The organism is Bacillus sp. AR4-2 (assembly GCF_008274865.1).
In the GTDB taxonomy this organism is placed as follows: domain Bacteria; phylum Bacillota; class Bacilli; order Bacillales; family Bacillaceae_G; genus Bacillus_A; species Bacillus_A cereus.
Genome location: NZ_CP031062.1, coordinates 392141 through 417857, shown reverse-complemented (window position 1 = coordinate 417857; position 25717 = coordinate 392141). Strand labels below are relative to the sequence as shown.

The window sequence follows — 25717 nt, the reverse complement described above, 5'->3', positions numbered from 1 at the left end:
TATCCACCTTCCTTAATCAACATAAACAAAAAAACAAAATATATGAATATTTTGTTTGAAAATGTTTCTCAATATGTTCGAGAATAAAAAAAAGCCAATGTAAAAGCATTGGCCAAGACCAACCCTATCCGTCCGGTAACTGGCTAGCGTAGCCTTTCGACCTTAGCTCCTGTAGTTTTGCGTCCTCATGTTTCCATCAGTTTGCCTTTCTCGCTGAACGAGTTGAACGATATGGGAGTTCTATGAGAATTAATTTATTCTCTTTCAAAGATTACAACATATAAATCAAAATGTCTACTTATTTAGAGATATAAATACAAATTTTTAATGCATTGCTTTTTCAAAATAATTTCAAAAAGTACGTGAATGTTACTTTTTTTGTGTTATATAATAAAAAATGTATAAATAACAAGGATTTCTTCGGGTATTTATTTAATTTTCATTCAAATTAAACTATTCGAATATATCTTAACTAATGAATTTCGGAGGTAGTTTATCATGTTTTGGCTACAATTTCTTACCTTGTTACTCTGTATTTTTATTGGTGCACGCCTAGGCGGAGTTGGTTTAGGAGTAATGGGTGGAGTTGGTATGGCAATACTCGTTTTTGTCTTCCACCTACAACCAACCGCGCCTCCTATCGATGTAATGCTTATGATTTTGGCAGTAATTACAGCTGCTGGTGCTTTGCAAGCTGCTGGAGGAATGGACTATCTTGTTCATCTAGCTGAAAAAGCATTGCGAAAAAATCCAAAGCGTATTACTTTTTTTGCTCCAATTGTTACTTATTTATTCACACTATGTGCAGGTACTGGTCACGTTGCCTATTCTGTACTTCCTGTTATTGCAGAAGTCTCTCGTGAATCAGGGATTAGACCGGAACGCCCAATGTCGATTGCCGTAATCGCTTCTCAGCAAGCAATTACAGCTAGTCCAATTTCAGCTGCCACAGTTGCTCTTTTAGCAATGTTAGCTGACTATAAAATCACTTTATTAGATATTTTAAAAGTGAGTATTCCTTCTACTTTCATTGCTTGTATGTTAGCAGCATTTGTTGCTAGTAAGATGGGAAAAGAATTAAATGAAGACCCTGAATACTTAAAACGATTAAAAGAAGGAATGATTCCTAAGCTTGAAGAGAAAAAAGAATTTGTAGGTGTAAAGGGCGCAAAATTATCAGTTATCCTTTTCCTTGTAGGAACCTTCCTTGTTGTACTTCTTGGTTCATTTGAAGCACTTCGTCCAGGATGGATAGTTGATGGGAAGTTAGCCCGTCTTTCCATGCCGAACACAATTGAGATGGTTATGTTAACTATCGCGGCTCTTATTATTATTTTCTGTAAACCAAATGTAGAAAGCATTGTGTCTGGTAACGTCTTTAAAGCAGGAGCAACAGCAGTTGTTGCAATTTTCGGTATCGCTTGGATGGGAGATACTTTCTTTAATGGAAACTTAAATATGATTCAAGGATCTATTCAGCATTTAGTAACAAGTGCGCCTTGGCTATTTGCCATCGCACTATTCATTCTATCTATTTTACTGTACAGCCAAGCAGCAACAGTACGTGCCTTAATGCCACTTGGACTATCCCTTGGTATTCCACCAGCGCTACTGATTGCGATGTTCCCTGCAGTAAATGGATATTTCTTCATTCCGAACTATGGAACAATCGTTGCTGCCATTAACTTTGACCGTACCGGTACAACAGGTATTGGTAAATACGTATTAAATCATAGCTTTATGATTCCAGGCTTAATTGCAACATTTACTTCTATCGGAATTGGAATGCTCTTAATTTCAATTATGTTTTAAAGAAAAAGCACAAACCTTTATTTAAAAAGGTTTGTGCTTTTTTAATCAAACTTTTGTTTAAATTTTTTGGGCAGTCTACTTCTCGATGTAGCACTTAAAATACTACATGTCCTTTTCTACAAACTTCGCTTTACTTCTTCAGCTAATTTTCTCGTACTTTCATACGTAGATTCAGCTAAACTAATTGCTGAAATAACTGAAACACCGTCCGCACCCGCTTCTATAACTGCCGCTGTATTTTCAATTGTAATCCCACCAATACCAACGATTGGCACTGTAATTCCTTGTTCTCTAAAATAAGCTAATCCTTTCGTTCCTTGAACCGCTTTCGTATCTTTTTTCGTACTCGTTGGGAAAATAGGTCCAACGCCTAAATAATCTGCTCCGTTTTCGATTGCAAAGCGTGCTTCTTCAATTGTATGAGCAGATACACCGATAATTTTATCTCCCATTTTTTCACGAACCGATGTAATTCCTTCATCATCTTGCCCTACATGAACACCATCTGCATCTAATTCAATGGCTAATTCTACATCATCATTTACAATGAAAGGAACACTATATTCCTTACAAAGCGTCTGCAATTCTTTTGCAAAGCGCACTCTATCTCCTCCGATTAAAGAACCTTCCCCCTTCTCGCGAAACTGAAAAAGTGTCACTCCACCATCTAATGCTTCTTTCAATACAGCTAAAGGATCCCTCGTGCAGTTATTACTTCCCATAATAAAATACACTTGTAATAACTTAGACATCTTCTTTGTTTCAATGCGCATCATGTGTTTCATCCCCCTTACTCTAACTCCTCAATCTTTCCATACTTCTCAATATCACCAGCAGTAGTATTCGCTAACTGATTTAAAAATTCAATTTGGAAACTACCAGGTCCCTTTTCCACGGTCTTAGCAGCTGCCAGTTCCGAAGCTACACCATAAAACGTTAATGCTGCTACTGCTGCTTTTACATAATCTTTTTCCACTGCTACAAATGCTCCTATTACAGACGTTAGTAAACAACCTGTTCCTGTAACTTTCGTTAAAATAGGGTGACCGTTTCGAATAACAATAGTTCTCTCTCCATCTGTAACAACATCTTCTTTTCCAGTAATAACCGCAACTGTATTTAATTCGTCTGCTGCCTGCCTTGCAATACTTACAACATTGCCATTTCCAGTACCAGCGTCTACCCCTTTAATTTCCCATTTCTCATTAATAACGTTTGCTATTTCAGCCGCATTGCCGCGGATAATTGCTAAATCTATTTCGGCTGGAATATGTCTCGCAACTTCTGTTCGATACGAAGTTGCTCCTGCACCAACTGGATCAAATAGTACTGGCACATTGTTCACATTTGCTGATTTACCAGCAAGTAACATCGCTTCTACTTCCTCAGGACGAAGTGTTCCCATATTTAATACTAACGCTCCAGCAATGCTAGCCATTTCTGCTACTTCTTCTTTTGCATACGCCATTACAGGCGATGCCCCAAGTGCCAACAAACCGTTAGCAGTAAAATTTGTTACAACAACATTTGTAATATTATGAACGAGCGGATTAGATTCTCTCACCAAATCCACTACTTTACTAATTTCTTTCATATTCATCCTTTTCATCTCCTAACTATAATGATGGGAGATACACAAAAAGACACTTTGCGCGTACGCAAAGTGCCTGAATATGTGCTTTTACACTCTCCCTACGCTGGCATTATCCAACAGGTTCAAATGGTCAATGACGGACTAGTAGCCATACTCTCAGTTTGTATCCACAAACTCCCATGTGTTTCTTATTCATCTACTTCAAAGTCTACTCTTATTCTAGTAAAATAACAAGTTCTTTACTTTTTCTATTTAATATAGAGGCAACTGATAAAGTGAAACTTTAATCAGTTGGGATTTTGTTAACTCCATTAAAAACAGCTGAAATATGGAGCGAAACTGAATCTCAAGAAGATGTATGCTATATTTAACTTATGGAAATTTGAAAGGATGTTTTTAATATGTCAAAAAGCGTTGTAATCGCTGAAAAACCTTCCGTTGCACGAGATATTGCTCGTGTACTGAAGTGTGATAAAAAAGGAAACGGCTATCTTGAGGGTAGTAAATATATTGTAACTTGGGCTTTAGGCCATCTCGTTACATTAGCAGACCCAGAAAGCTATGATGTGAAATATAAAAAGTGGAATTTAGAAGATTTACCGATGCTACCGGAGCGTTTGAAATTAACGGTTATTAAACAAACTGGGAAACAATTCAATGCTGTGAAAAGCCAGCTACTTAGAAAGGATGTAAATGAAATTATTGTAGCGACAGATGCTGGACGTGAAGGAGAATTGGTCGCTCGCTGGATTATTGATAAGGTTCGCATTAATAAACCGATCAAACGTCTATGGATTTCTTCTGTAACCGATAAAGCAATTAAAGATGGTTTTGCAAATTTAAAACCAGGTAAAGCCTATGACAATTTATACGCTTCAGCAGTTGCGCGTTCAGAAGCTGACTGGTATATCGGTCTTAATGCAACTCGTGCTTTAACGACTCGCTTTAATGCCCAGTTAAATTGCGGCCGTGTACAAACCCCTACTGTTGCTATGATTGCTAGTCGTGAGGATGAAATAAAGAACTTCAAAGCACAAACTTACTACGGCATCGAAGCTCAAACAATGGAGAAGCTCAAACTTACTTGGCAAGATGCAAATGGCAATAGCCGTAGTTTTAATAAAGAAAAAATCGATGGTATTGTAAAAAGTTTAGATAAACAAAATGCTACTGTTGTGGAAATTGATAAGAAACAGAAGAAGTCATTCTCTCCTGGTCTTTACGATTTAACTGAATTGCAACGTGATGCGAATAAAAAGTTCGGTTACTCTGCGAAAGAAACATTAAATATTATGCAAAAATTGTATGAACAGCATAAAGTGCTAACGTACCCTCGTACAGATTCACGCTACATTTCATCTGATATCGTTGGAACACTTCCAGAACGTCTAAAAGCATGTGGTGTTGGAGAATACCGTCCCTTCGCACATAAAGTATTACAAAAGCCTATCAAACCTAACAAATCATTTGTTGATGATAGTAAAGTAAGCGATCATCATGCGATTATTCCAACAGAAGGATACGTTAACTTCTCAGCATTCACAGATAAAGAACGCAAAATTTATGATTTAGTTGTAAAACGTTTCTTAGCTGTGTTATTCCCGGCATTCGAATATGAGCAACTAACGTTACGCACAAAGGTTGGCAATGAAACGTTCATTGCGCGCGGAAAAACAATTCTACATGCCGGTTGGAAAGAAGTATATGAAAATCGCTTTGAAGATGATGATGTAACTGATGACGTAAAAGAGCAACTTCTACCTCACATTGAGAAAGGCGATACATTAGCTGTAAAGTTAATTATGCAAACATCAGGTCAAACAAAAGCACCTGCACGATTTAACGAAGCGACTTTACTTTCAGCAATGGAAAATCCTACAAAATATATGGATACGCAAAATAAACAACTTGCTGATACGTTAAAATCGACTGGTGGATTAGGTACTGTAGCGACACGTGCAGACATTATCGACAAGCTATTCAATTCATTCTTAATTGAAAAACGTGGTAAAGATATTCACATTACTTCAAAAGGTCGCCAGTTACTTGATTTAGTACCAGAAGAATTAAAATCTCCTACACTAACTGGTGAATGGGAACAAAAACTTGAGGCTATCGCAAAAGGTAAATTGAAAAAAGAAGTATTCATTTCTGAAATGAAGAACTATACGAAAGAAATCGTTTCTGAAATTAAATCGAGTGATAAAAAATATAAACATGACAACATTTCAACGAAGTCTTGTCCAGATTGCGGTAAACCAATGCTAGAAGTAAACGGCAAAAAGGGAAAAATGCTCGTATGCCAAGATCGTGAATGTGGTCATCGTAAAAATGTATCTCGTACAACAAACGCTCGCTGTCCGCAATGTAAGAAGAAACTAGAATTACGTGGTGAGGGTGCAGGCCAAATTTTCGCATGTAAATGTGGCTATCGTGAGAAATTATCAACATTCCAAGAACGACGTAAAAAAGAATCTGGAAACAAAGCCGATAAACGCGACGTTCAAAAATATATGAAACAACAGAAAAAAGAAGAAGAACCATTAAATAACCCATTCGCAGAAGCATTAAAAAAATTAAAATTTGATTAAACAAAAAGGTTCCTACCTCTATCGGTAGGAACCTTTTATTTTAGTGAATGATTTTACTTCCTTTTGCATTCTCAACAAATTTTTCACTTGATTTGTTAATTGGTGTTTTCAGTAATAACGCAGCAACAATCATAACTACTACGAAAGCACTTAACACAAGTAAATCTCGCGTTACGATATCCCAAAGCATTCCGCCAACTGTTTCACGAATTGCGCTAATTGCGTATGTGAATGGTAAGAACGGATAAATCGCTTGGAAGAACGCTGGTGTCATTTGGATTGGGAATGTTCCGCCCGATCCTGCTACTTGCAGTACAAGTAAAATAATCGCCATCGATTTCCCAACGTTTCCGAAAATAGAAACGAGTGAGTATACGATACAAACGAAGACTCCACCAATAAATAAACTAAATAATACAAACCAGAACTTATCGACTACGTACGTACCGAGTAAGAATATATCTCCCATTGATACGATAAACGCTTGTGAAAGACCTATCGTTAAGAATGTTAATAAACGTCCGAAGTAAATTTCATGGCTCTTATAATTCGCGCCTTCTTCGTGTACTTCTACTGTTAATAATGAAACCATTAATAATGCGCCTACCCATAATGCAAGCACTGTATAGAATGGTGACATTGCTGAACCGTAGTTCGGCATCGCAAATAATTTATTTTCTTTTAAATTTACTGGATTCGCAAAGTAATCACTTTGCTTCTCAACATCGTTTTTCAATAAGCGTATGATGTCTTTTAAATCCTCTTCAGATTCAAAATCACGAATTTTATCTGCCAATTCTTTAATCTTTTTCTCAGTCTCCGGCATTTCAGCTTTAATGTCTGTTAATTTCTTTCTACCGTCTACTAAGCCTTTTGATGAATCTTCTAGTAACTTTTTAACATCCGGAAGCTTTTTGTCTGCTTCTTTTAAAATTTGAGATGTATTTTTAGACATACGTTTCGTACGTTCAATTGCTGTGTTAAAGTTTGGAACGATTTCTGAATCATATGTTGCTAAGAAATCTCCTAATTGAGCTGAAGCATTTTGACTTGCTTCATTAATACTTTCTACAACTTCTTTTGTAGGCTTCTGTCCATTGTTAATTAGTGTAGTTGCCTTATTCGTTGCATCTATACCTTTTTGAACAGAATTTTGTATTTTGTTCAATTTTGCAATTCCGCCATTAAGGTTTTTTCCGCTATTTACATCTGCTAATACTTTATTTGTGCTTTCTAAAACCGGAATCGCATCACCAATTAGATTATTAGTAGCTTGTAATTGACCATTTAAATCGTTTAAAGATACTTTTGCCCACTCTAAATCAGTTACACCTTTATTTGATATGTTTGCTTTAGCATCTTCAACACCATTTTTGAACTTATCATATTCATTTTTCACACTATCATATGCTGCATTTGCATCAACTTTAGCTTGATCGACTGTGCTAACTGCTTTTTTATAATCTGCTACAAACGTTTCATTATAATCTTTTTCAGCTTGATCAATTAATCCATTTGCTGCATCTAACTTTTGATTCGCTACATCTGTTACATCTTTCTTTACTTCTTGTCCTGTACCGATAACATTTACAATATCTTTAATACCCTTGTTTGCATTTTCCATACCGCTTTTTAGCTTAGTTAAGCGATCCACTCGCCCTTGGAAAAAGCTTTGACCAAAATCAGTCGTCGCTGACTTTTGAAGTTCAGTAAATACATTAATAAGATATGCAATACTATCTGTACGACCTTGAAGATTTTCAGAAACCGCATTAAGATCTTGTTTTGCCTTTTCTGGATCAAATTGACCATTTTGCAATCCGTTTACAACACTTTTACCATATGTTGTTCCTGCACGTGCCGAGTTTAAAACATTATTCACTGTTTGATTAATATTTCTTGCAATATTTTTATAACCTTCATCGTTCAACTTTGAAAGATCCGGACGCGCTGGAAACTCAGGCAATCCTTTCATACCAGAAAAATCTATTCCCGGATGCATTAAAAAATCCGTAAAAGCATTAGCTTTATCCATTACATTTTTAGCCGCTGTTAAATGATTTCGTATCGTCGCAGGTGCATTTTGCAATGTTTGATCATTGTTTGCAAAGAACTTATCTAAATTCCCTAACGCTTCTTGCCCATCATTAATAACACTCTCTACAACCGGCAACTCTTTCTGCGCTACTTTCACAACATCTTCTGCTCGAGTTGCATCATCTAACGCCTTATCCATAAGTGTATTCATTTCTGGGAACTGCGCTTCTAACTTAAATACAAGATCTTTTACTTTTTCGATACTTGGTAAGTTTGTTTCTAAATCGATTCCAAGATCATTGAAAATTTTAAAAATCTCACCGTTTGCTGTTTTAACAAAGTTTTTACTAATTTCTTCTGTAATACCTGATGCACCTTTTGCTGTAATCTTCGGTGCAATCGCGTTTACTTTTTCATTCACATAGTAATCCAGTTCTGGTTTTTTAGGATTTTCATCCAGAACAGTTGCAATTTTTTCAGAGAAGTCCTTTGGAATCGTAATACTTGCATAATAATCCCCACGCTCAACTCCGTAAATTGCTTGTTTTTCATCTACAAATTTCCAGCCAAGATTTTTGTTTTTCTTAAGGGAGTCTACAATCTCTTTCCCGATATTAATATCTTTCCCTCTTAAATTAGAACCTGCATCTTGGTTAGAAACTGCAATGGGAACCTCTTTTGTATTTCCATACGGATCCCAAGAAGCTTTAATGTTAAACCATGCATATAACGATGGTAAAATCATTAATCCTAAAACAATAACAATTGCAGCCCAATGTTTGGCTACATTCCGTAAATCTGTCTTATAAATACGCCAAATCTGTTTCATAGAAGTTATCACCTAATTATATATTTTTCCTTCTTTAGAAAATGATACATACATTTTGCAATTATATCACTTTCTACATCGTGTATTAACCAAAAACGCACTATTTTTTCCCATTAACTTTCACTTACTTCATTATATAACGAAGTGAGTCAAAGTATGAATACAAAATGACCAAATCGGTTTTACATTCAATAATAACAAATATATATGAAATGTCATAAAAAATACAAGTATTTTCTCTTGGAAATACTTGTATTCCTAAAAAAATCCTCACAGCTTTTATTCTCTGTGAGGATTTCTTCTATTATATATCCAATTGAACCTCTACACCGAAATGATCTGAAATTACATTTCTGTTTGTACCATTAAAAATAACTTTTGAAGAATGAACTTTTTTACTTTGGTTACACAATATTAGATCGATTCGCAAATTATGTTTATTTTCATCCCAACCAGCAATCTCACCTTGGACAGTCGTTCCTTCATCCTTCTCTATTGCTAATTCATATGTGTCATACAACCCTTTTTGCATCATATACTCATAACCTTCGCCTTTCAATCGAGCATTGTTATTAAAATCTCCCATTAAGAAGACGAGCTTATTGCTATCTACACGCTCCATCAAGCGATCGACTTGACCTTTGAATGACTCTTCTTCATCATTCCACCAACCGAGATGACAAGAGTAAAACGTTATATCCTTACCATTATAAGCAATTGTTGTACTTACAATTTTACGCGTTTTCCAATACGTCGTATCCTCGTTTTCTGAAATGAAGAACGTATCTTCTTTTATAATATTATGCTTCGTTATAATCGCTAATCCTTCTTCGTACACGTCATAACCAATATGAGAGAAATCCCAAGTAATATTGTAATCTTTTACATGTAGCGCTTTTAACTCTTCTAATAGTAAAAGTCCAAAATTATCTTTTTTCTTGTTACCGCATACATTTTCAGCTTGTATGGACTGACTTACTTCTTGCAATGCGATGACATCGTACTCTTCTTCTTGAATTACTTTAGCAAGGTATTGTATCTTTTCTATTTGATTCTCTTCTTGCCAAGAATGACAGTTTAAAGTTAGCAATTTCATATTATTACGCACCTAACATATCTTGAATGTCTGACTTTAATACGTCAGCTTTCGGACCATATACCGCTTGTACACCTTTATCTTTTACAATAAGTCCTAAAGCACCATTTTGTTTCCACTGTGCTTCTGGTGCAACAACATCTAAATCTTTTACTGTTACACGTAAGCGCGTCATACAAGCATCTACGTCAGCAATATTTTCTTTTCCACCTAATAAATCGATAACTTTTGTTGCTAATGAACCGTCTTGTACATTTCCTGTTCCTTCTGATGCCTCATCTTCATTATCAATATAGTTACCTGCACGCCCTGGTGTTGGTAAATTGAATTTTTTAATTAAGAAATTAAATAGTGTAAAGTTAAGACCGAAGAACACTAATGAAACAATAACAAAGTTGATTAAGTCTCTTGTTAAACCTGCGTTAACCATCATTGGCGTACGAGTAATTAACTCAATAAATCCAAATGCATGAACACGTAAGTTAATTAAATCAGCTAGCGCGAATGCAAGTCCTGTTGTAATAGCATATACAACATATAATACTGGAGCAATAAACATGAACATGAATTCAATTGGTTCTGTTACACCTGTTAAGAATACTGCTAATGCTGCTGATAAAAACATTGGTTTATATTTTGCACGCTTTTCTTTATCAACGTTACGGAACATCGCAAATGCAATCCCCATTAACGCTGCTGTTGAGCCGATAACTTGTCCAGCTTTGAAACGAGCTGGTACAACGTTATTTAATAAATCGTTATATGCCTTCGTATCTCCATTTGCTAATAAATTATTTAAATCTGTAATCCATGCAAGCCATAATGGATCTTGTCCTGCTACAACTTGTCCAACTTTTGAACCAGTTAGCATCGTATATGTTCCGCCTAGCTCTGTATAGTTCATCGGAATCGTTAACATATGGTGTAAACCAAATGGTAATAATAAACGCTCTAACGTTCCATATACAAACGGTGCAACAACTGGTGCACTATCTTTTGAAGCTGCAATCCAGCGACCAAATTCATTTAACCCACTTTGGATGAATGGCCATAGAAGTGATAATACAATCGCAGTAACTGTAGACCAAAGAATTACAACGAATGGTACAAATCGTTTTCCATTAAAGAATGCTAATGCCTGTGGCAGTTTATTATAGTTATAATATTTGTTATATAAAGTAGCTCCTAAGAAACCTGTGATGATCCCTACGAACACTCCCATGTTTAATGCAGGTGCACCAAGTACAGAAGTAAAGTAATCTTTTACAATTAAATCTCCCGCTATTACTGAAGAAACTTTCGCTTTTGAATCCGCTAACATTTCAGCGTTTACCCCAAATATAGCTCCTGTAATTCGGTTTGTTAAGACGAATGCTAATAGCGCTGCAAATGCACCACCCGCGCGATCTTTCGCCCAAGATCCCCCAATTGCTACTGCGAATAAGATGTGTAGATTTGTAATGATTGCCCAACCGATGTCTTCCATTACGCGAGCGATTGTATGAACTGCGTTAACATCCCCAGCAGACATACCAATTAACTTACCGATGGAAATCATTAAACCAGCTGCTGGCATTACGGCTACAACAACTAATAACGCTTTCCCGAACTTTTGCCAAAAATCAAAAGACGTAATTTTCATCTGTTCTTCCTCCCCTTTATTTATAAAAACATAATGATTTAAATTATAATTTCTGTTCCCTTTATGAAAACGATTCCTTATGTTACTTTATTTTTATCTTTACGCAACCGTTTTCATAAATCTATTTTAATAAAAGCGTTTTCACTTTGCAATAGAAATTTATTTTTTTTCATAAAAAAAGATGCTCAAAGAGCATCCTTTTTTATTATGAAATGCGATAAACCCTTGTTTCATAAGGCTTTAAAGCAATTGTTGTTACTTCTTCATGTTCCGCAACTTCATAGTTATTTAAAAGCAAACGTTTGCGTTCTAGTGCAAATGAACCCTCATTATACACAGCTTCCTCTTTTGAGATATTACTAATTACAATGACTTTTTCATCCTGTAACGTACGTGTATATGCATAAATTTGTGGATCGTCTTCTAAAAGTAAATCATACGTACCATAGTTCAGTACATCGTGCTCTTTTTTCAGGGCAATCATTTTCTTATAGAAATTGAAAATAGACTTTTCTTCATTTTTTTGCTTTTCAACATTAATTTCTTTGTAATTTGGATTCATGCTAAACCAAGGTGTACTTGTCGTGAAACCAGCATTCATCTCATCATTCCACTGCATAGGTGTACGTGAATTATCGCGGCAAGAAGCCCATATAATCTCCATCATATCTTGATGTGGTACGCCCTCTGCAATTTTCTCGCGATATAAATTTTTAATTGCTACATCATCGTAATCTTCAATATTTGGTAACTGAACATTTGTCATACCAATTTCTTGGCCTTGATAAATAAAAGGTGTACCGTGCATAAAGAAATACATCGCCCCTAGAGCTGTTGCACTTTCACGCCAATATTGTTTATCATCTCCCCATGTTGAAACGATACGTGGTTTATCGTGATTCTCAATATATAAAGCGTTCCATCCTTTATTTTCTAATCCTTTTTGCCATTTCGTTAATACTTTTTTCAATCCTACAACATCAAGGTCTTTCTTCTTCTCTGCATCCCATAAACTTAAATGTTCAAATTGGAATACCATATTGAACTTACCTTGCTCTTCTCCAACCCAAAGCTCAGCATCTTCAATCTTAACACCATTTGCTTCACCAACAGTCATAATATCGTACTTAGAGAATGTATTTTCTTTTAGCTCTTCTAATAAAGGTTGAATACCTTTCACATTCATATGTTTATCAAAAGATGGCACATATTTTAACCCTTTTGGATTTGGCATATCCTTGAGGCCTTCTTCTTTTTTAATATGACTGATCGCATCAACGCGGAAACCATCAATACCTTTATCAAGCCACCAATTAACCGTATCGTATAGTACTTCGCGAACTTCTTTATTCTCCCAGTTTAAATCTGGTTGTTTACGTGAGAATAAATGTAAATAATATTGTTCTGTTTCTTCATCATATTCCCATGCCGAACCATTAAAAATACTTTCCCAGTTGTTTGGCTCCGCACCATCTTTACCATCATGCCAAATATACCAATCACGCTTCGGATTATCTTTAGATGAACGTGATTCAATAAACCATGGATGTTCATCACTCGTATGATTAATAACTAAATCAATAATAAGCTTCATATCACGCTTATGAACTTCATCTAGTAAAGCATCAAAGTCTGCCATTGTACCAAACTCATCCATAATATCTTGATAATCACTAATATCATAACCATTATCATCATTAGGCGACTTATACATTGGACAAATCCAAATTACATCTATACCTAAATCTTTTAAATAATCCAGTTTTGCAATAATACCTTGTAAATCTCCAATACCATCACCATTTGAATCCATAAAGCTTCGTGGATAAATTTGATAAGCAACCGCTTCTTTCCACCATGTCTTATTCATAGTCATTCTCTCCTTTTGCATCCCATCGGAAATTTTATGCAAACGTTTTCGTAACACTATCATAACAAAATATGAACAGTTTGCAACTGTTTTCATTGAACTCTATGTAGATTCTTTATTCTTATGCTTTATTTATTTCTCACAAAGGTAAATCTCATTCTTCACCTCTCCTTGTCCACGCGTATTACAGACATTTTTCATATATTAATAAAAAACTCTAATTATTTTAGAAAGGAGTAATAAATTGAAGCAAACAAAATTAACAGGTCGTATCGTTGTTCCCACAGATCCTGACTACGACGTAGCCCGAATGAATTTAAATTTAAGTATTCCAAAACTCCCTTGTATTATTGTTTTTTGTCAAAATAACAAGGATGTCTGTAACGCCTTAAAATGGGCACGTGAACGTCATATACCATTTCGGTTAAGAAGTGGACGTCATAGCTATGAAAATTTTTCTCTTTTAAATAGAGGACTTATTATTGATGTGAGTGAAATGCATCGCATTACTGTTAATACAGAGAAATTAACAGCAACAATTGAGGCTGGTGCAAATCTTGGCACTGTTTATAAAGAACTTTGGAATTACGGTGTTACAATTCCTGCTGGTACAAGTGCAAGCGTTGGAATTGTTGGATTAGCACTTGGTGGTGGTATTGGTATGCTTTCGCGCTTATATGGATTAACATGTGATCAATTAATGGCAGTGGAAATGGTACAAGCATGTGGAAAATTTGGTGCAAAACTCATTCGTGCAAATGAACAAGAGAACTCTAACCTTTTTTGGGCATGCCGTGGTGGCGGTGGTGGAAACTTCGGAATTGTCACTTCCTTAACTTTTCGAGTCCACCCGATAAAAAATGTATCAATTTTCTCAATTACATGGGAATGGGAAGACTTTATTGCTGCATTTCAAGCGTGGCAAAACTGGGCACCTTATATAGATGAACGTCTCACTTCATCGATCGAATTATTCGCCAAGCAACGAAATAAAATTGAAGCACAAGGTGAGTTTGTCGGTTCTCCCTCTGAACTCCATTCCCTATTATCACCTCTTCTTGAAACTGGTAGCCCCTCTCTCTTTATAGAAGAAGTTCCTTATATAAAGGCTGTTGAATTTTTTAATGGCGGTAACATCCCTGAAAATTTCAAGCGCTCTGGTTCCTATGTCTATAAACCTATTCCCCTTAAAGGCATTCAAATCATGCAATCCTTTCTTTCTCATACCCCAAATAAAGATGCTAGTATTTGGCATCAATCGCTCATAGGTGCTGTTGAAAATATTTCGCCGAATGAAACGGCTTATTTTCATCGTAAAGCAATTATTGCTCAAGAATACATTACCTCTTGGAAATGCGATGATGAAGAAAATCGAAATATACGCTGGGTTAAAGGTTTACGAGAAAGCTTAGATCCTTATACACTAGGTGACTATGTGAACTGGCCCGATATCGACATTAAAAATTGGCAAACTAGTTATTATGGCTCTAATTTTCAAAGATTGCGTAAAGTAAAAACCATGTATGATCCTTGTGATGTTTTTCATTTCCACCAAAGTATTCCTCCTTTTCATACGTGAAAAAAGGGGATAACATAAAAAAATCATCCAATATACCGTTACCTCGCAGTATGTTGGATGATTCAAGTTGATTTTCTATATCGTTTCAAATCCTTGCTCCTACTAATAAACTTTTACTTACAGATTAATTGTATTTCGTATCATTTTCATGCAATGAATGTAATTTAATATTTGGTACTTTATCTTTTTCAATACCTCTATTATAAGAAACAGGAACTTGAAATTCGAATTGCTTTGTCTCATGTTTTTGTAAATAGACTGGTTTCGATACTGGATAGCTTTTTGAATTCTCGTTTGCATTATCATATAAAACAACTTTTAATGCTTGTGAATGATTACGATAATTTTTTAAAGTAACAATGCACTTCGGTTGGATATTCTCTCCATTTTTCTCCATTCTACACTGGCTATCTTCTTTTTTATATTCTATTGCTTCTACCCCTGTTTTTCCTGCGTAATACCATGTTTTATTCAATGTCTGGAGGATTGTATTTAAAATAAACGGCATCATTAAAATCAAAATACTAGTACCTACTACTTTTATCTTATTCATTTTTCTAAATGTACTAGACTCCTTTTTTCCTAGCCATTTTAAAAATAATATAAATGCAATTACATGTAGTATGAAAGAAATAATCAATATATTTGAGACTTTATAATCCATATAAACATACGTATGTATCGGAACCTTATAGACATTGAATAGTTTTTCCCCAATTAATTCATTATCATTTGGAATTTTTAATAATAACAAAACCCCTATACTGTAACAAATAGCTACTAATCGATCATACTCAATACGAATCATTCTTTCTCCCCTTCACTTTGTATTTTATTATCGATTTTAGCTATTATTACCATACTATACAATCTTTTTATAGAGGATAACGTAAAAAGTTCCTTATAAATATATAAAGAACTTTATTAATATACACTATGAATTAAAAAGTCAATATACAATTTTCACATAGAGATTTCTTCAAAATATGTTGGATCATGTATTGTAATTTTTTTATCTAAAATTGTAACAATGCTATCATTTTTTAATTGTTTTAATACGCTGCTAACTGTCTCTCGAGATGTTCCAGATATTTTGGATATTTCAATTGTTGTAAGTGGACATGAAATTACAATCTTTTCCCCACTCTGTTCTCCTAAATCCTGCATTAAATAATTTAACGTTTGGATAACACGATCTTGTGCATTAGGAATTGTAATATTTTGCACTCGATTTTCGTTCAATTTTAATATAGATGATAATTGCTGAACAACGTACATCAATTGCGTTCTGCTGGACTTTACCATATCTTCAAAGATTACCGTTGGAATATAATATACCTCCACATCCGTCATTGCTTCTGCTGTATAGTTATATCCTCTGTCTGTAAACATACCTCCATAAGGAAAAATAGAATACCGCTTTACATAGTCATCGTATAATAAGTTCCCATTTTGATTAACCCGCTCTAACTTTACAAAACCATCTAACATGAAGTAAATTCTTTCCCTTGAATCCCCTTCTAAAAATAAAAATTGACCTTTTTTATAAGTTCGCCAATAAACAAACTCTGTTAAGCCTTTCAATTTTTTTTCTGTTAAATGAGCAAATAATTCGAACTGCTTTAAGTCTTTCACTACGTTCCGTCTATTCATAAAATTCCCTCTCTCTTGCTGTATGTTGGAGCGAAAAATCAAGAAAGCGTATTCAATTTGAATTTTATCATAATTAACTTGTATATTCAGATTTCATCATGAAAACTTTATGAACAATGAATACAAAAAATATTAATAAATAAAAAGAATGAAGTTACTAACTCCATTCTTTTTTACTACTAAGTAGCGTACATAATAATTTTAAACACACATGCATACATTCTGTTTTGAAATAATAGTACCAGCTTTTTCTTCTAGTGCTTCATATACTTTTTCTAAAGACGTAATAATTGTTTTTCTTTTTGGATTTGTATTAACAAAATTAATAGCAGCTTCAATTTTTGGAAGCATGCTTCCCGCAGCAAATTGTTGTTCTTCAATATATTCTTCTAATTGATTCACTGTGACATGCTCTAATTTTTTTTGATTCGGTTGATTATAATTTACATACACATGATCAACTGCAGTTAAAATAACGAGCGTATCGGCATCTACTAATTCTGCTAATTTCTGCGCAGCGAAATCTTTATCGATAACCGCTTCAGTTCCTTTTAACCCTTCTTCGGAATCAATTACTGGAATTCCACCTCCGCCAACAGCTATCACTATGTTTCCATCTTCGACCAAAGAATTAATCACTTTATGTTCATGAATACTTACAGGCTTCGGTGATGGAACAACACGTCTCCATCCTCTACCAGCATCTTCTTTAAACACTGCTTTTGTTCCATCCATTAATCTTCTGGCCTCTTCTTCTGTATAAAAAGGACCAATTGGTTTAGTTGGATTTTTAAATGCCTCATCTTTTTTATCCACAACAACGCGTGTTATAACCGTTGCTACATCTTTGTTTATATTCCGTTTTTTCAATGCCTTTTCAATCGCATTTTCCATCCAATATCCAATCATCCCTTGGCTCATTGCCCCACAAGTATCTAATGGCATTGCAGGTGTCTTTTCCGTTTCTGCAGCTTTTTGCTGTAATAAAATATTCCCCACTTGTGGGCCATTTCCATGCGCAATTACTATATCCACATCATTTTCCATTATTTTCACAAGTTGTTCCGCCGTTTTTTCCAACGCTTCTTGCTGCGCTCCCGCAGTAGCTTCTCCAGACTGTATCGCATTTCCCCCTAGTGCAACTACAATTTTTCTTCGTGCCATATTCCAGCCCTCCAGTTGATTTCGCTTTCACAGCGCTTTATAAAGTAATACTGCCTGTAATTAATCCATAAATCGCAAAGAATGCTAAAGCACCAATTGCTACGGATGATGCTAATTCCACTCGAGTAAATATTTGCTTCGAACTCTTTTGCTTTTGAACATTGTAAAAAATAAAAATACCTGGCGCATATAAAGTCATTGTTAATAATAAATACTCTAAACCGGCTGCATAAACTAACCACACGCCATAAATACTTGCGATCAAGCCAATTATTATATTTTTATTTCGATCTGCTTCTTCAGACTTTAAGCTATGCTTCAGTTGATAAAATGCTGAAAAAGCATATGGGATTAAAATAGCTGAAGATGCTAAAGAGAATGCAAAGTTATACGCCTGATCAGAAACGACGAATGTTAACAAGAATATTTGTATTAAACCATTTGTTATCCATAATGAATTTACTGGAGCCTTATTTTTATTTTCTTTTGCGAACCATTTTGGAAATACTCCATCTTTAGCCGCTAAATATGGAATTTCAGAAGCGAGCAAAGTCCAACCTAACCAAGCACCTAATACAGAGATGACTAAACCTAAATTAATAAAGATAGCACCCCATTTTCCAACAACACTTTCAAACAAATAAGCCATAGCCGGATTTTTCAAACCTGCAATGTCTGCTTGCTGCATAAGTCCAAGAGACAATAATGTGATTAAAATGTAAATGATGAGTGTACCAATTAAGCCAATAACGGTTGCTTTCCCTACATCACTTCTATTTTTTGCTCGACTGGATAAAACAACAGCCCCTTCTACCCCAATAAATACCCATAAAGTTACAAGCATTGTACTTTTAACTTGGCTGCCAACTGCTCCCCATGAAAAAGAACCAGTTTGCCCCCAAAATCCATCTAAGAACGTATCAATATGAAACGCAAAGATTCCTATGACAATAAATACAAATACAGGTACTAATTTCGCGATTGTAGTTACTAAATTCACAAGGGCTGCTGATTGAACTCCACGTAAAATTAACATGTGAACACACCATAATAATACGCTTGCACCAATAATGGATTCTACATTTTGACCGCCTTCAAAGATCGGGAAGAAATATCCTAATGAAGAAAACAATAATGTACCGTAAGCTACATTCCCAAGCCAAGCAGATAGCCAGTATCCCCACGCACTATTAAACCCCATAAAATTACCAAACCCTGCTTTTGCATAGCTAAAAATACCACCATCTAAATCTGGCCGTTTTACAGTTAGATTTTGAAAAGATAATCCGAGTGCAATCATCCCAATTCCTGTTATAACCCAGCCAATAATAATGGCTCCAGCACCAGCACCTTTTGCCATATCACTCGCTAAATTAAAGGCTCCACCGCCAATCATAGACCCAACTACAAGAGCCGTTAGTGTAAACAACCCTAATTTCTTATCTTCACCCATTCCACTCACCTCTCTTTAATTGCAATAACAATACAAAAGCAATAGTGAATGATCGTGTCTAAAGGAGGAGAAAGAAGAAAGGAAGACTCCCTTTCTTCTTTACTCCATGTTTCCTAAAGTAGCTGCCATAACCGCTTTAATTGTATGCATTCTATTTTCAGCTTGATCAAATACTTTTGAATGTTTACTGCGGAATACTTCGTCAGTTACCTCCATTTCTTTCAACCCATATTTCTCATAAACTTCTTCGCCATACATCGTTTCAACATCATGAAATGCAGGTAAACAATGTAAGAAAATTACGTTTTCATTCCCTGTTGCTTTAATCATTTTCATATTTACTTGATAAGGTTTCAATAACTCGACACGTTCAGCAAATTTTTCTTCTTCCCCCATAGACACCCATACATCTGTATAAATTACATCTGCACTTGCAACAGCTTCTTCCACATTACTTGTTATCATTACTTGTTCATTATATTTTTTTGCTAAATCAATTACTTCTTGTGCAGGCCATAAAGATTCCGGTGTACAAATACGTACATCCATTCCAACGATTGCTCCACCAACTAGTAAGCTATTAGCAACATTATTTCGCCCATCGCCAACGTAAACGAGCTTCACATTTTTCAATTTCCCTATATGTTCTCTAATTGTTAATAAATCTGCTAGTGTTTGTGTTGGATGCCACATATCCGTTAATCCATTCCAAACTGGCACACCAGAATTTTGTGCTAAAGATTCTACAGTTTCATGATTAAATCCACGAAACTCAATTCCGTCAAACATACGCCCTAACACTTTTGCTGTATCCTCTACAGATTCTTTTTTCCCAAGTTGAATATCACCTTTCCCTAAATATTCAGGATTTGCCCCTAAATCTGTACATGCTACTGTAAATGCACAACGCGTACGAGTAGAAGTTTTTTCAAATAAGAGCGCTACATTTTTACCTTCTAAATAATGATGCGGGATACCATTTTTCTTTTTCTCTTTTAATTCTGCTGCCAAATCTAGAAAATATAACAATTCTTCTTGTGTAAAATCTTTTTCTGCTAGAAAGCTTCTTCCTTTTAAATTTGGTCTAGTCATTAACATAATTCATCCCTACTTTCTCTGTTATTTATACTAAATATCTTTACGAACAATTGGCATACTCATGCAACGTGGACCCCCACGACCACGAGATAATTCCGAACTTAGCACCTCAATCACTTCTATACCGTGTTCACGTAATAACGTATTAGATACATAGTTGCGATCATATGTAACAACTACACCTGGCGCAATTGCTAATGTGTTCGAGCCATCATTCCATTGTTCACGAGCAGAAGCAATTACATCTCCTCCTCCACATGGAATAAGAACTAATTCACTTAAGCCTAATACCTCTTTTAATGCTTCCATTAAAGAAGTACGATGTGTAATTTTAAGAGTTTCCTCATCTGATCCTTTTTCTAAAATATAAATATTCATATTCCCTTTTGGCCCTTGAATGGCTGGGTGAATTGTAAACTTGTCATAATCAACCATTGTAAATACTGTATCTAAATGCATAAATGCTCGACATTTTGGAATTTCTATTGCTAACACTTTCTTAATTTTATTTTGTCGGCTAAAGAGATTTTTAGCTAAACGTTCAATTGCTTTAGCTGAAGTACGAGCGGATACTCCAATCGCAATTGTTTCTTCATTTAAAATTAGCTCGTCGCCACCTTCAATTGGAAATTTATAATCACGATCTAACCAGATTGGTACATTATGTTTTGCAAATCTTGGATGATATTTAATGATGTACTCCATGAATAATGATTCACGTCTACGCGCTGGTTCTCTCATCTTATTTATCGTTAAGCCATCGCCCACGCTAGCTGCTGGATCACGAGTAAAATATAAATTAGGCATTGGATCTAAGTAAAACGGATAGTGATCTTCCATTAATTCATATAAATGTGTCTTCTTACTTGTTTCAATTTCGTTTTTCCGTACACCGCCCATAATTTTTTGAATTAATTCTTCATTTGAAAAGGAAAGTAAATATTCTTTTAAAGTTTGATGTGCAACATTTACGTCGGCCTGTCCTTCTTTTAAAATACGATCAACAAATTCTTCTCGAAGTTTTTTATCTACTAACGCCTCAGCGGCTAGTTTTTCTAAATAAAGAACTTCAACACCCCGATTGCGTAACGTTTGTGCAAAATAATCATGCTCTTTTTGAATAATTGGTAAGTATGGAATATCGTCAAATAATAATTGCTGCAAATAATCTGGCGTCAAGTTTTCCACTTCTTTACCCGGCCGTTTTAATAAAACCGTTTGTAATTCCCCAATTTCTGAAGTAACATGTATCGGATGTTTCATTTGTTGTACCTCCTTTTAAATATGTTTGATGTCTTACAAGTACATAATAAATGCTCTGCACTTTCATCTTTGTGAAAGTATCCACATTATCATTGTGAAATATTAAACAAGTTATTTTTTTAAAATCATACGAATATGTATTTTTATAACAAACTATCTCGCTTTCTCAATAAAAAATACATATATTACGCATATATGTTGAATATTTAACTTCCGTATTTAAACAAAAATCCTGTTTTTAATTTTATTAAAAACAGGATTTTTGCATCTAAATAATTAAATTTAATCTTTCTTCTATAATCTCCCTATCTGATTTCGACTGTGAAATTATAAGGCATGTATCATTTCCACATATACATCCTATTTTTTCTTTCCAATCTAACTCATCAAATAAAACACCAATAACATGTGCATTACCAGGTAATGTTTTAATAACCATTAATTGATCTACACAATCAATTTTTACAACCACTTCTCGTAATTTTTTCTTTAACTTTATATCAGTTTGTACATGCTCTTCTGAGAAAACTTTATATATCATTAATCCTTCTTGAGAAGGTACCTTCGTTAAGTTTAACTCACGAATATCGCGAGAAACCGTAGCTTGTGTTACTAATACATCTTTTTTTGCTAACAATTCTACTAATCTTTCTTGCTTATCTATTTCATACTCCTTTACAAATTGTTTAATTAACCGTTGTCTTTTTTCTTTTTTCATAAAAGACACCCCTTTTAATATTATAGCTCGCTATAATTTTCATCCGAAAGGGACAGAAAACAATGTTGCGGAAACGTTCATAGTTTAACTGTAAATATTAAATCAAGCTAAATAAAAAAGAGAAGAACAGCACTCTGTTCTTCCTTTTACATTGAAAATCGTTCAATTGTTTGTTTCAAATCAGTTGCTTGCTTCTCTAAATCCTTTAATAATTGATCGATTACTATCATATTTTTAGACTGTTGTAGCGTCACACGCGCCACTTCTTGCGAACCAGCTGACGTTTCTTCAGCAATTGCTGCTACAGCTTTTGTTTGTGCTCCTGTTTGATGAATGTGGCTCACTTGTTCATTCATATAACTACTAATTTGCTGAGTTGCATCGGCTACTTCCATAACACTTGATGACATTTCTTTTAAAATTAATTCCGTAGCTTCCCCACGTTTCGCCTCTTCTTTAGCTATTTTCACTTGTTCTGTCATTTTCATTGCAACTTGTTGTACTTCATCTTGCATATTCCGTAATAACTGCGATATGTTTCTTGCAGAATGATCACTTTCATCAGCAAGTTTACGTACTTCTTCCGCAACAACCGCAAAGCCTCTTCCATGCTCTCCTGCGCGAGCTGCCTCAATAGAAGCATTTAGTGCTAATAAATTCGTTTGGCTAGCAATCGCACTCACAACAGACACAATATGTTCTACTTGTTTCATTCGTTCTTCTAACTTCTGTACATTTTGCATTGAATCTTCATTTTCTTTTGCCAATGTTTGAATACCTTGAATTAAAGACGTAAAGACACGAGTACTATGCCCTAAAGCTTCAACCATTTCTGAAGACAATGTATCAGACTGCTTCGCTTTTTCTTCTACTTCACTTGCAATAGAAGTCGTTGTATCAACAGCAGAAACAATTGCTTGAATTGATGCCGCTGATTGCTCAGCGCCTGAAGAAATTTCTGCAAGTGTCTCAGATACACCTTGCGCTTGTCTCGTTGCTTCGCCTGTTTGTTTTCTAATCTGCTGTACTTGATTATTTGTATACGAAAATGTTGTATCAATATTTTTTACCATGCCCCTTAAGTTTCCTAACATCATATTAAATGCAACACTTAAAGATTTAATTTCATCATCTGTCTTCGGTAATGGAACATCTTCACGAATATCACCCTCAGCTGCTTTTCTTGCCGCCTCCTCTAACTTGCGAAGCGGTTTAATTAAAAATACGGCTGCTCCATATGCTAAAATTCCAGACCATACTACCCCTAATAACATAACGATAATATTATATACAGTTTGACTTACATAACTTTGAAAATAATCGTATATCACGTAAATAAAAAAGATACTTGTTGAATATGTAATGAAAGCTAAAACTGTAGTGAATAGCATAAGTTGTGTACGTAATCCAAAAGAAAATGTTTTCCTTTCTTTTTCCATCTTCCCTTTCCCCCTTTTTATAAGCAATATAAATACTACCTATATATTATTATCCATATTTTCATTATAGAAGGATATAGAGATTTTAAAAAATATTATTTCTTTGAATATCAAATTGCACGAAAAAAATAAAGGATTCTGACAATTTATGACTAATAACAGAAATAAGGGGCAACATTTGTAAAATATATTTTTAACTGGGGGTTTTGTATGATTCAAGTTCGAAATCTAGTAAAATCATTCGGTACACTTGATGTGTTAAAAGGAATTGATTTAGAAGTAAAAGAAAAAGAAGTTGTTGTTTTAATTGGTGCCAGTGGTTCTGGTAAAAGTACATTACTTCGCTGTCTTAACTTTTTAGAAATGTACGATGAAGGCGAAATTCACTTACAAGGTGAGCTAATTGATCCAAAGCATTCAAATTTAAATAAAGTCCGTGAAAATGTCGGTATGGTTTTTCAGCACTTTAACCTCTTTCCTCATATGACCTCACTAGAAAACATCATAGAAGCACCTATTCACGTAAAAAAATTAGAGAAAGCAAATGCAAAGGATATTGGAACTCAACTTCTCCAAAAAGTCGGCCTTCAAGATAAAGCAGATGTAACTCCTCATCTTCTTTCAGGTGGTCAAAAACAGCGCATTGCCATTGCACGAGCTCTTGCAATGAGCCCTAAGATTATGCTATTTGATGAGCCTACCTCAGCTTTAGACCCTGAACTTGTTGGAGAAGTATTGCAAGTTATGAAAGAACTTGCTGAAGAAGGGATGACAATGGTTATTGTTACTCATGAAATGAATTTCGCAAGAGATGTAGCTGATCGCGTCATCTTTATGGATGATGGAAAGATTGTAGAAGATGCTCCGCCAGCACAATTCTTTTCAGCTCCATCACATGAACGGGCAAAACAATTTTTACGCAACGTTTTATAATGTAACTTTTGTTTCGAACAAAAAAGAATACATTCATACGGTGCACAACTAATCATCCAAATAAAATATTTCAATAACATACTAAAAAACCATCCGTATGATCAATATATAGGAGGGGTTTTATGAAAAGAAAACTATTAACCATTGTTGCTAGCATTACACTATGTACATCTTTCATACTAGGAGCTTGTAGCAAAGAAAGCTCTACTACTTCAACAAATGGTGAAAAAGAATTTCGCTATGCGATGAGTGGATTATACAAACCTTTTAACTATAAAGAAAATGACGGCAAACTTGTCGGTTTTGATGTAGAAATCGGTGAAGCTCTTGCTAAAAAGATGAACATGAAGGCTACGCCAGTTACAAACCCATGGGAAACGCTGATTCAAGGTCTTCAAGCGAAGAAATATGATGTAATACTGGGTAGTATGGCAATTACAGAGGAGCGCTTAAAAGCTGTTAGTTTCTCAAATCCGTACTATCGCTCCGGCGCCCAAATTTTTGTAGCTAAAAAGAATAACGCTATCTCTTCTCCAGAAGATTTAAAAGGTAAGAAAATTGGTGTTGTAAAAGCTAGTACCTTTAAAAATCTTGTTGCAAAATATACGGATCAAATCACAGAATATGACAGCGATATTACTGCTCTTATGGATTTAGAGCCTGGGCGTGTTGACGCAGTAATTACGGATCAAATGGTTGGTCTACGTATGATAAAAGAAGGAAAATCAAATATAAAAGAAGCCGGAAAACCATTAAATCTTGATGAAATGGGAATTGCTATTCGCAAAGATGATAAAGAAATGGTTGAGAAAGTAAATAAAGCGTTAGATGAAATCATTAAAGATGGTACGTATGAAAAGATCAGTAAAAAATGGTTCGGGCGTAATATTCTCGGTGAAGAGGAAAAAACGAAGTAAGTTAGCCATTCAAAAGATTCATAAACAGT

General features: G+C 34.9%; 18 protein-coding genes, 2 pseudogenes and 2 riboswitches. Of the genes and pseudogenes, 5 read left to right on the top strand and 15 right to left on the bottom strand.

Annotated features, from left to right (window positions below):
* Window positions 1–131: 131 nt before the first annotated feature.
* Window positions 132–216, bottom strand: a riboswitch (cyclic di-GMP riboswitch).
* A gap of 282 nt (window positions 217–498) precedes the next feature.
* Entirely contained in the window at window positions 499–1812 is a 1314-nt protein-coding gene (locus DN399_RS02215; protein WP_000498704.1) for an anaerobic C4-dicarboxylate transporter family protein, read from the top strand.
* Window positions 1813–1928: 116 nt separating this feature from the next.
* On the opposite strand, the gene thiE is transcribed toward DN399_RS02215, so the two are convergent.
* Together thiE and thiM are read right to left on the bottom strand one after the other, a co-directional pair.
* The gene (gene thiE / locus DN399_RS02210; protein WP_006916691.1) at window positions 1929–2588 is read right to left on the bottom strand and encodes a thiamine phosphate synthase; all 660 of its coding nucleotides are present in this window, start codon (window positions 2586–2588) and stop codon (window positions 1929–1931) included.
* A 14-nt stretch (window positions 2589–2602) separates the two neighbouring features.
* Window positions 2603–3412 (bottom strand): hydroxyethylthiazole kinase, encoded by an 810-nt coding sequence (thiM, locus tag DN399_RS02205; protein ID WP_001056105.1) that lies wholly within the window; start codon window positions 3410–3412, stop codon window positions 2603–2605.
* A gap of 72 nt (window positions 3413–3484) precedes the next feature.
* A riboswitch (TPP riboswitch) is annotated at window positions 3485–3597 on the bottom strand.
* Between the two features lie 210 nt (window positions 3598–3807).
* On the opposite strand from thiM, the gene topB reads away from it, so the two are divergent.
* Window positions 3808–5997, top strand: coding sequence for a DNA topoisomerase III (topB, locus tag DN399_RS02200; RefSeq protein ID WP_149149305.1), 2190 nt, complete (start codon window positions 3808–3810; stop codon window positions 5995–5997).
* A gap of 40 nt (window positions 5998–6037) precedes the next feature.
* On the opposite strand, the gene DN399_RS02195 is transcribed toward topB, so the two are convergent.
* The 4 genes from DN399_RS02195 to DN399_RS02180 all read right to left on the bottom strand — a co-directional run bounded on the left by DN399_RS02195 (window position 6038) and on the right by DN399_RS02180 (window position 13471).
* Window positions 6038–8863 (bottom strand): YhgE/Pip domain-containing protein, encoded by a 2826-nt coding sequence (locus DN399_RS02195; RefSeq protein WP_006916696.1) that lies wholly within the window; start codon window positions 8861–8863, stop codon window positions 6038–6040.
* A 304-nt stretch (window positions 8864–9167) separates the two neighbouring features.
* Window positions 9168–9959 (bottom strand): endonuclease/exonuclease/phosphatase family protein, encoded by a 792-nt coding sequence (locus DN399_RS02190; protein ID WP_006916699.1) that lies wholly within the window; start codon window positions 9957–9959, stop codon window positions 9168–9170.
* A gap of 4 nt (window positions 9960–9963) precedes the next feature.
* Complete coding sequence (locus DN399_RS02185) at window positions 9964–11601, bottom strand: PTS transporter subunit IIBC (protein WP_000705560.1); 1638 nt, start codon at window positions 11599–11601, stop codon at window positions 9964–9966.
* Window positions 11602–11806: 205 nt separating this feature from the next.
* Window positions 11807–13471 (bottom strand): glycoside hydrolase family 13 protein, encoded by a 1665-nt coding sequence (locus DN399_RS02180; RefSeq protein WP_001044710.1) that lies wholly within the window; start codon window positions 13469–13471, stop codon window positions 11807–11809.
* Window positions 13472–13715: 244 nt separating this feature from the next.
* On the opposite strand from DN399_RS02180, the gene DN399_RS02175 reads away from it, so the two are divergent.
* Complete coding sequence (locus DN399_RS02175; protein ID WP_006916704.1) at window positions 13716–15050, top strand: FAD-binding oxidoreductase; 1335 nt, start codon at window positions 13716–13718, stop codon at window positions 15048–15050.
* A gap of 124 nt (window positions 15051–15174) precedes the next feature.
* Here the strand turns inward: DN399_RS02175 and DN399_RS02170 are convergent, their stop codons facing one another.
* The 9 genes and pseudogenes from DN399_RS02170 to DN399_RS28675 all read right to left on the bottom strand — a co-directional run.
* Window positions 15175–15858, bottom strand: coding sequence for a hypothetical protein (locus DN399_RS02170; RefSeq protein ID WP_006916705.1), 684 nt, complete (start codon window positions 15856–15858; stop codon window positions 15175–15177).
* Between the two features lie 155 nt (window positions 15859–16013).
* Window positions 16014–16703, bottom strand: a complete 690-nt coding sequence (locus tag DN399_RS02165; RefSeq protein ID WP_001081905.1) for a Crp/Fnr family transcriptional regulator — start codon at window positions 16701–16703, stop codon at window positions 16014–16016.
* Window positions 16704–16904: 201 nt separating this feature from the next.
* Complete coding sequence (gene arcC, locus DN399_RS02160; RefSeq protein ID WP_006916711.1) at window positions 16905–17867, bottom strand: carbamate kinase; 963 nt, start codon at window positions 17865–17867, stop codon at window positions 16905–16907.
* A gap of 37 nt (window positions 17868–17904) precedes the next feature.
* Window positions 17905–19320: an arginine-ornithine antiporter gene (arcD, locus tag DN399_RS02155; RefSeq protein WP_000503412.1), complete on the bottom strand. Its 1416-nt coding sequence runs from the start codon at window positions 19318–19320 to the stop codon at window positions 17905–17907.
* 99 nt (window positions 19321–19419) lie between these two features.
* Entirely contained in the window at window positions 19420–20418 is a 999-nt protein-coding gene (gene argF, locus DN399_RS02150; protein ID WP_000930291.1) for an ornithine carbamoyltransferase, read from the bottom strand.
* A gap of 30 nt (window positions 20419–20448) precedes the next feature.
* Complete coding sequence (gene arcA / locus DN399_RS02145) at window positions 20449–21681, bottom strand: arginine deiminase (RefSeq protein ID WP_000682331.1); 1233 nt, start codon at window positions 21679–21681, stop codon at window positions 20449–20451.
* Between the two features lie 268 nt (window positions 21682–21949).
* Entirely contained in the window at window positions 21950–22399 is a 450-nt protein-coding gene (argR, locus tag DN399_RS02140; protein ID WP_000711827.1) for an arginine repressor, read from the bottom strand.
* A gap of 146 nt (window positions 22400–22545) precedes the next feature.
* A pseudogene (locus DN399_RS28680) lies at window positions 22546–23118 on the bottom strand (methyl-accepting chemotaxis protein); the annotation flags it as partial.
* Between the two features lie 369 nt (window positions 23119–23487).
* A pseudogene (locus DN399_RS28675) lies at window positions 23488–23673 on the bottom strand (HAMP domain-containing protein); the annotation flags it as partial.
* Window positions 23674–24048: 375 nt separating this feature from the next.
* On the opposite strand from DN399_RS28675, the gene DN399_RS02130 reads away from it, so the two are divergent.
* Window positions 24049–24771 carry an amino acid ABC transporter ATP-binding protein gene (locus DN399_RS02130; protein WP_149149304.1) on the top strand — a complete coding sequence of 241 codons (723 nt, stop codon included), beginning with the start codon at window positions 24049–24051 and terminating at the stop codon, window positions 24769–24771.
* 122 nt (window positions 24772–24893) lie between these two features.
* Window positions 24894–25688: an ABC transporter substrate-binding protein gene (locus tag DN399_RS02125; protein WP_000823768.1), complete on the top strand. Its 795-nt coding sequence runs from the start codon at window positions 24894–24896 to the stop codon at window positions 25686–25688.
* Window positions 25689–25717 lie beyond the last annotated feature (29 nt).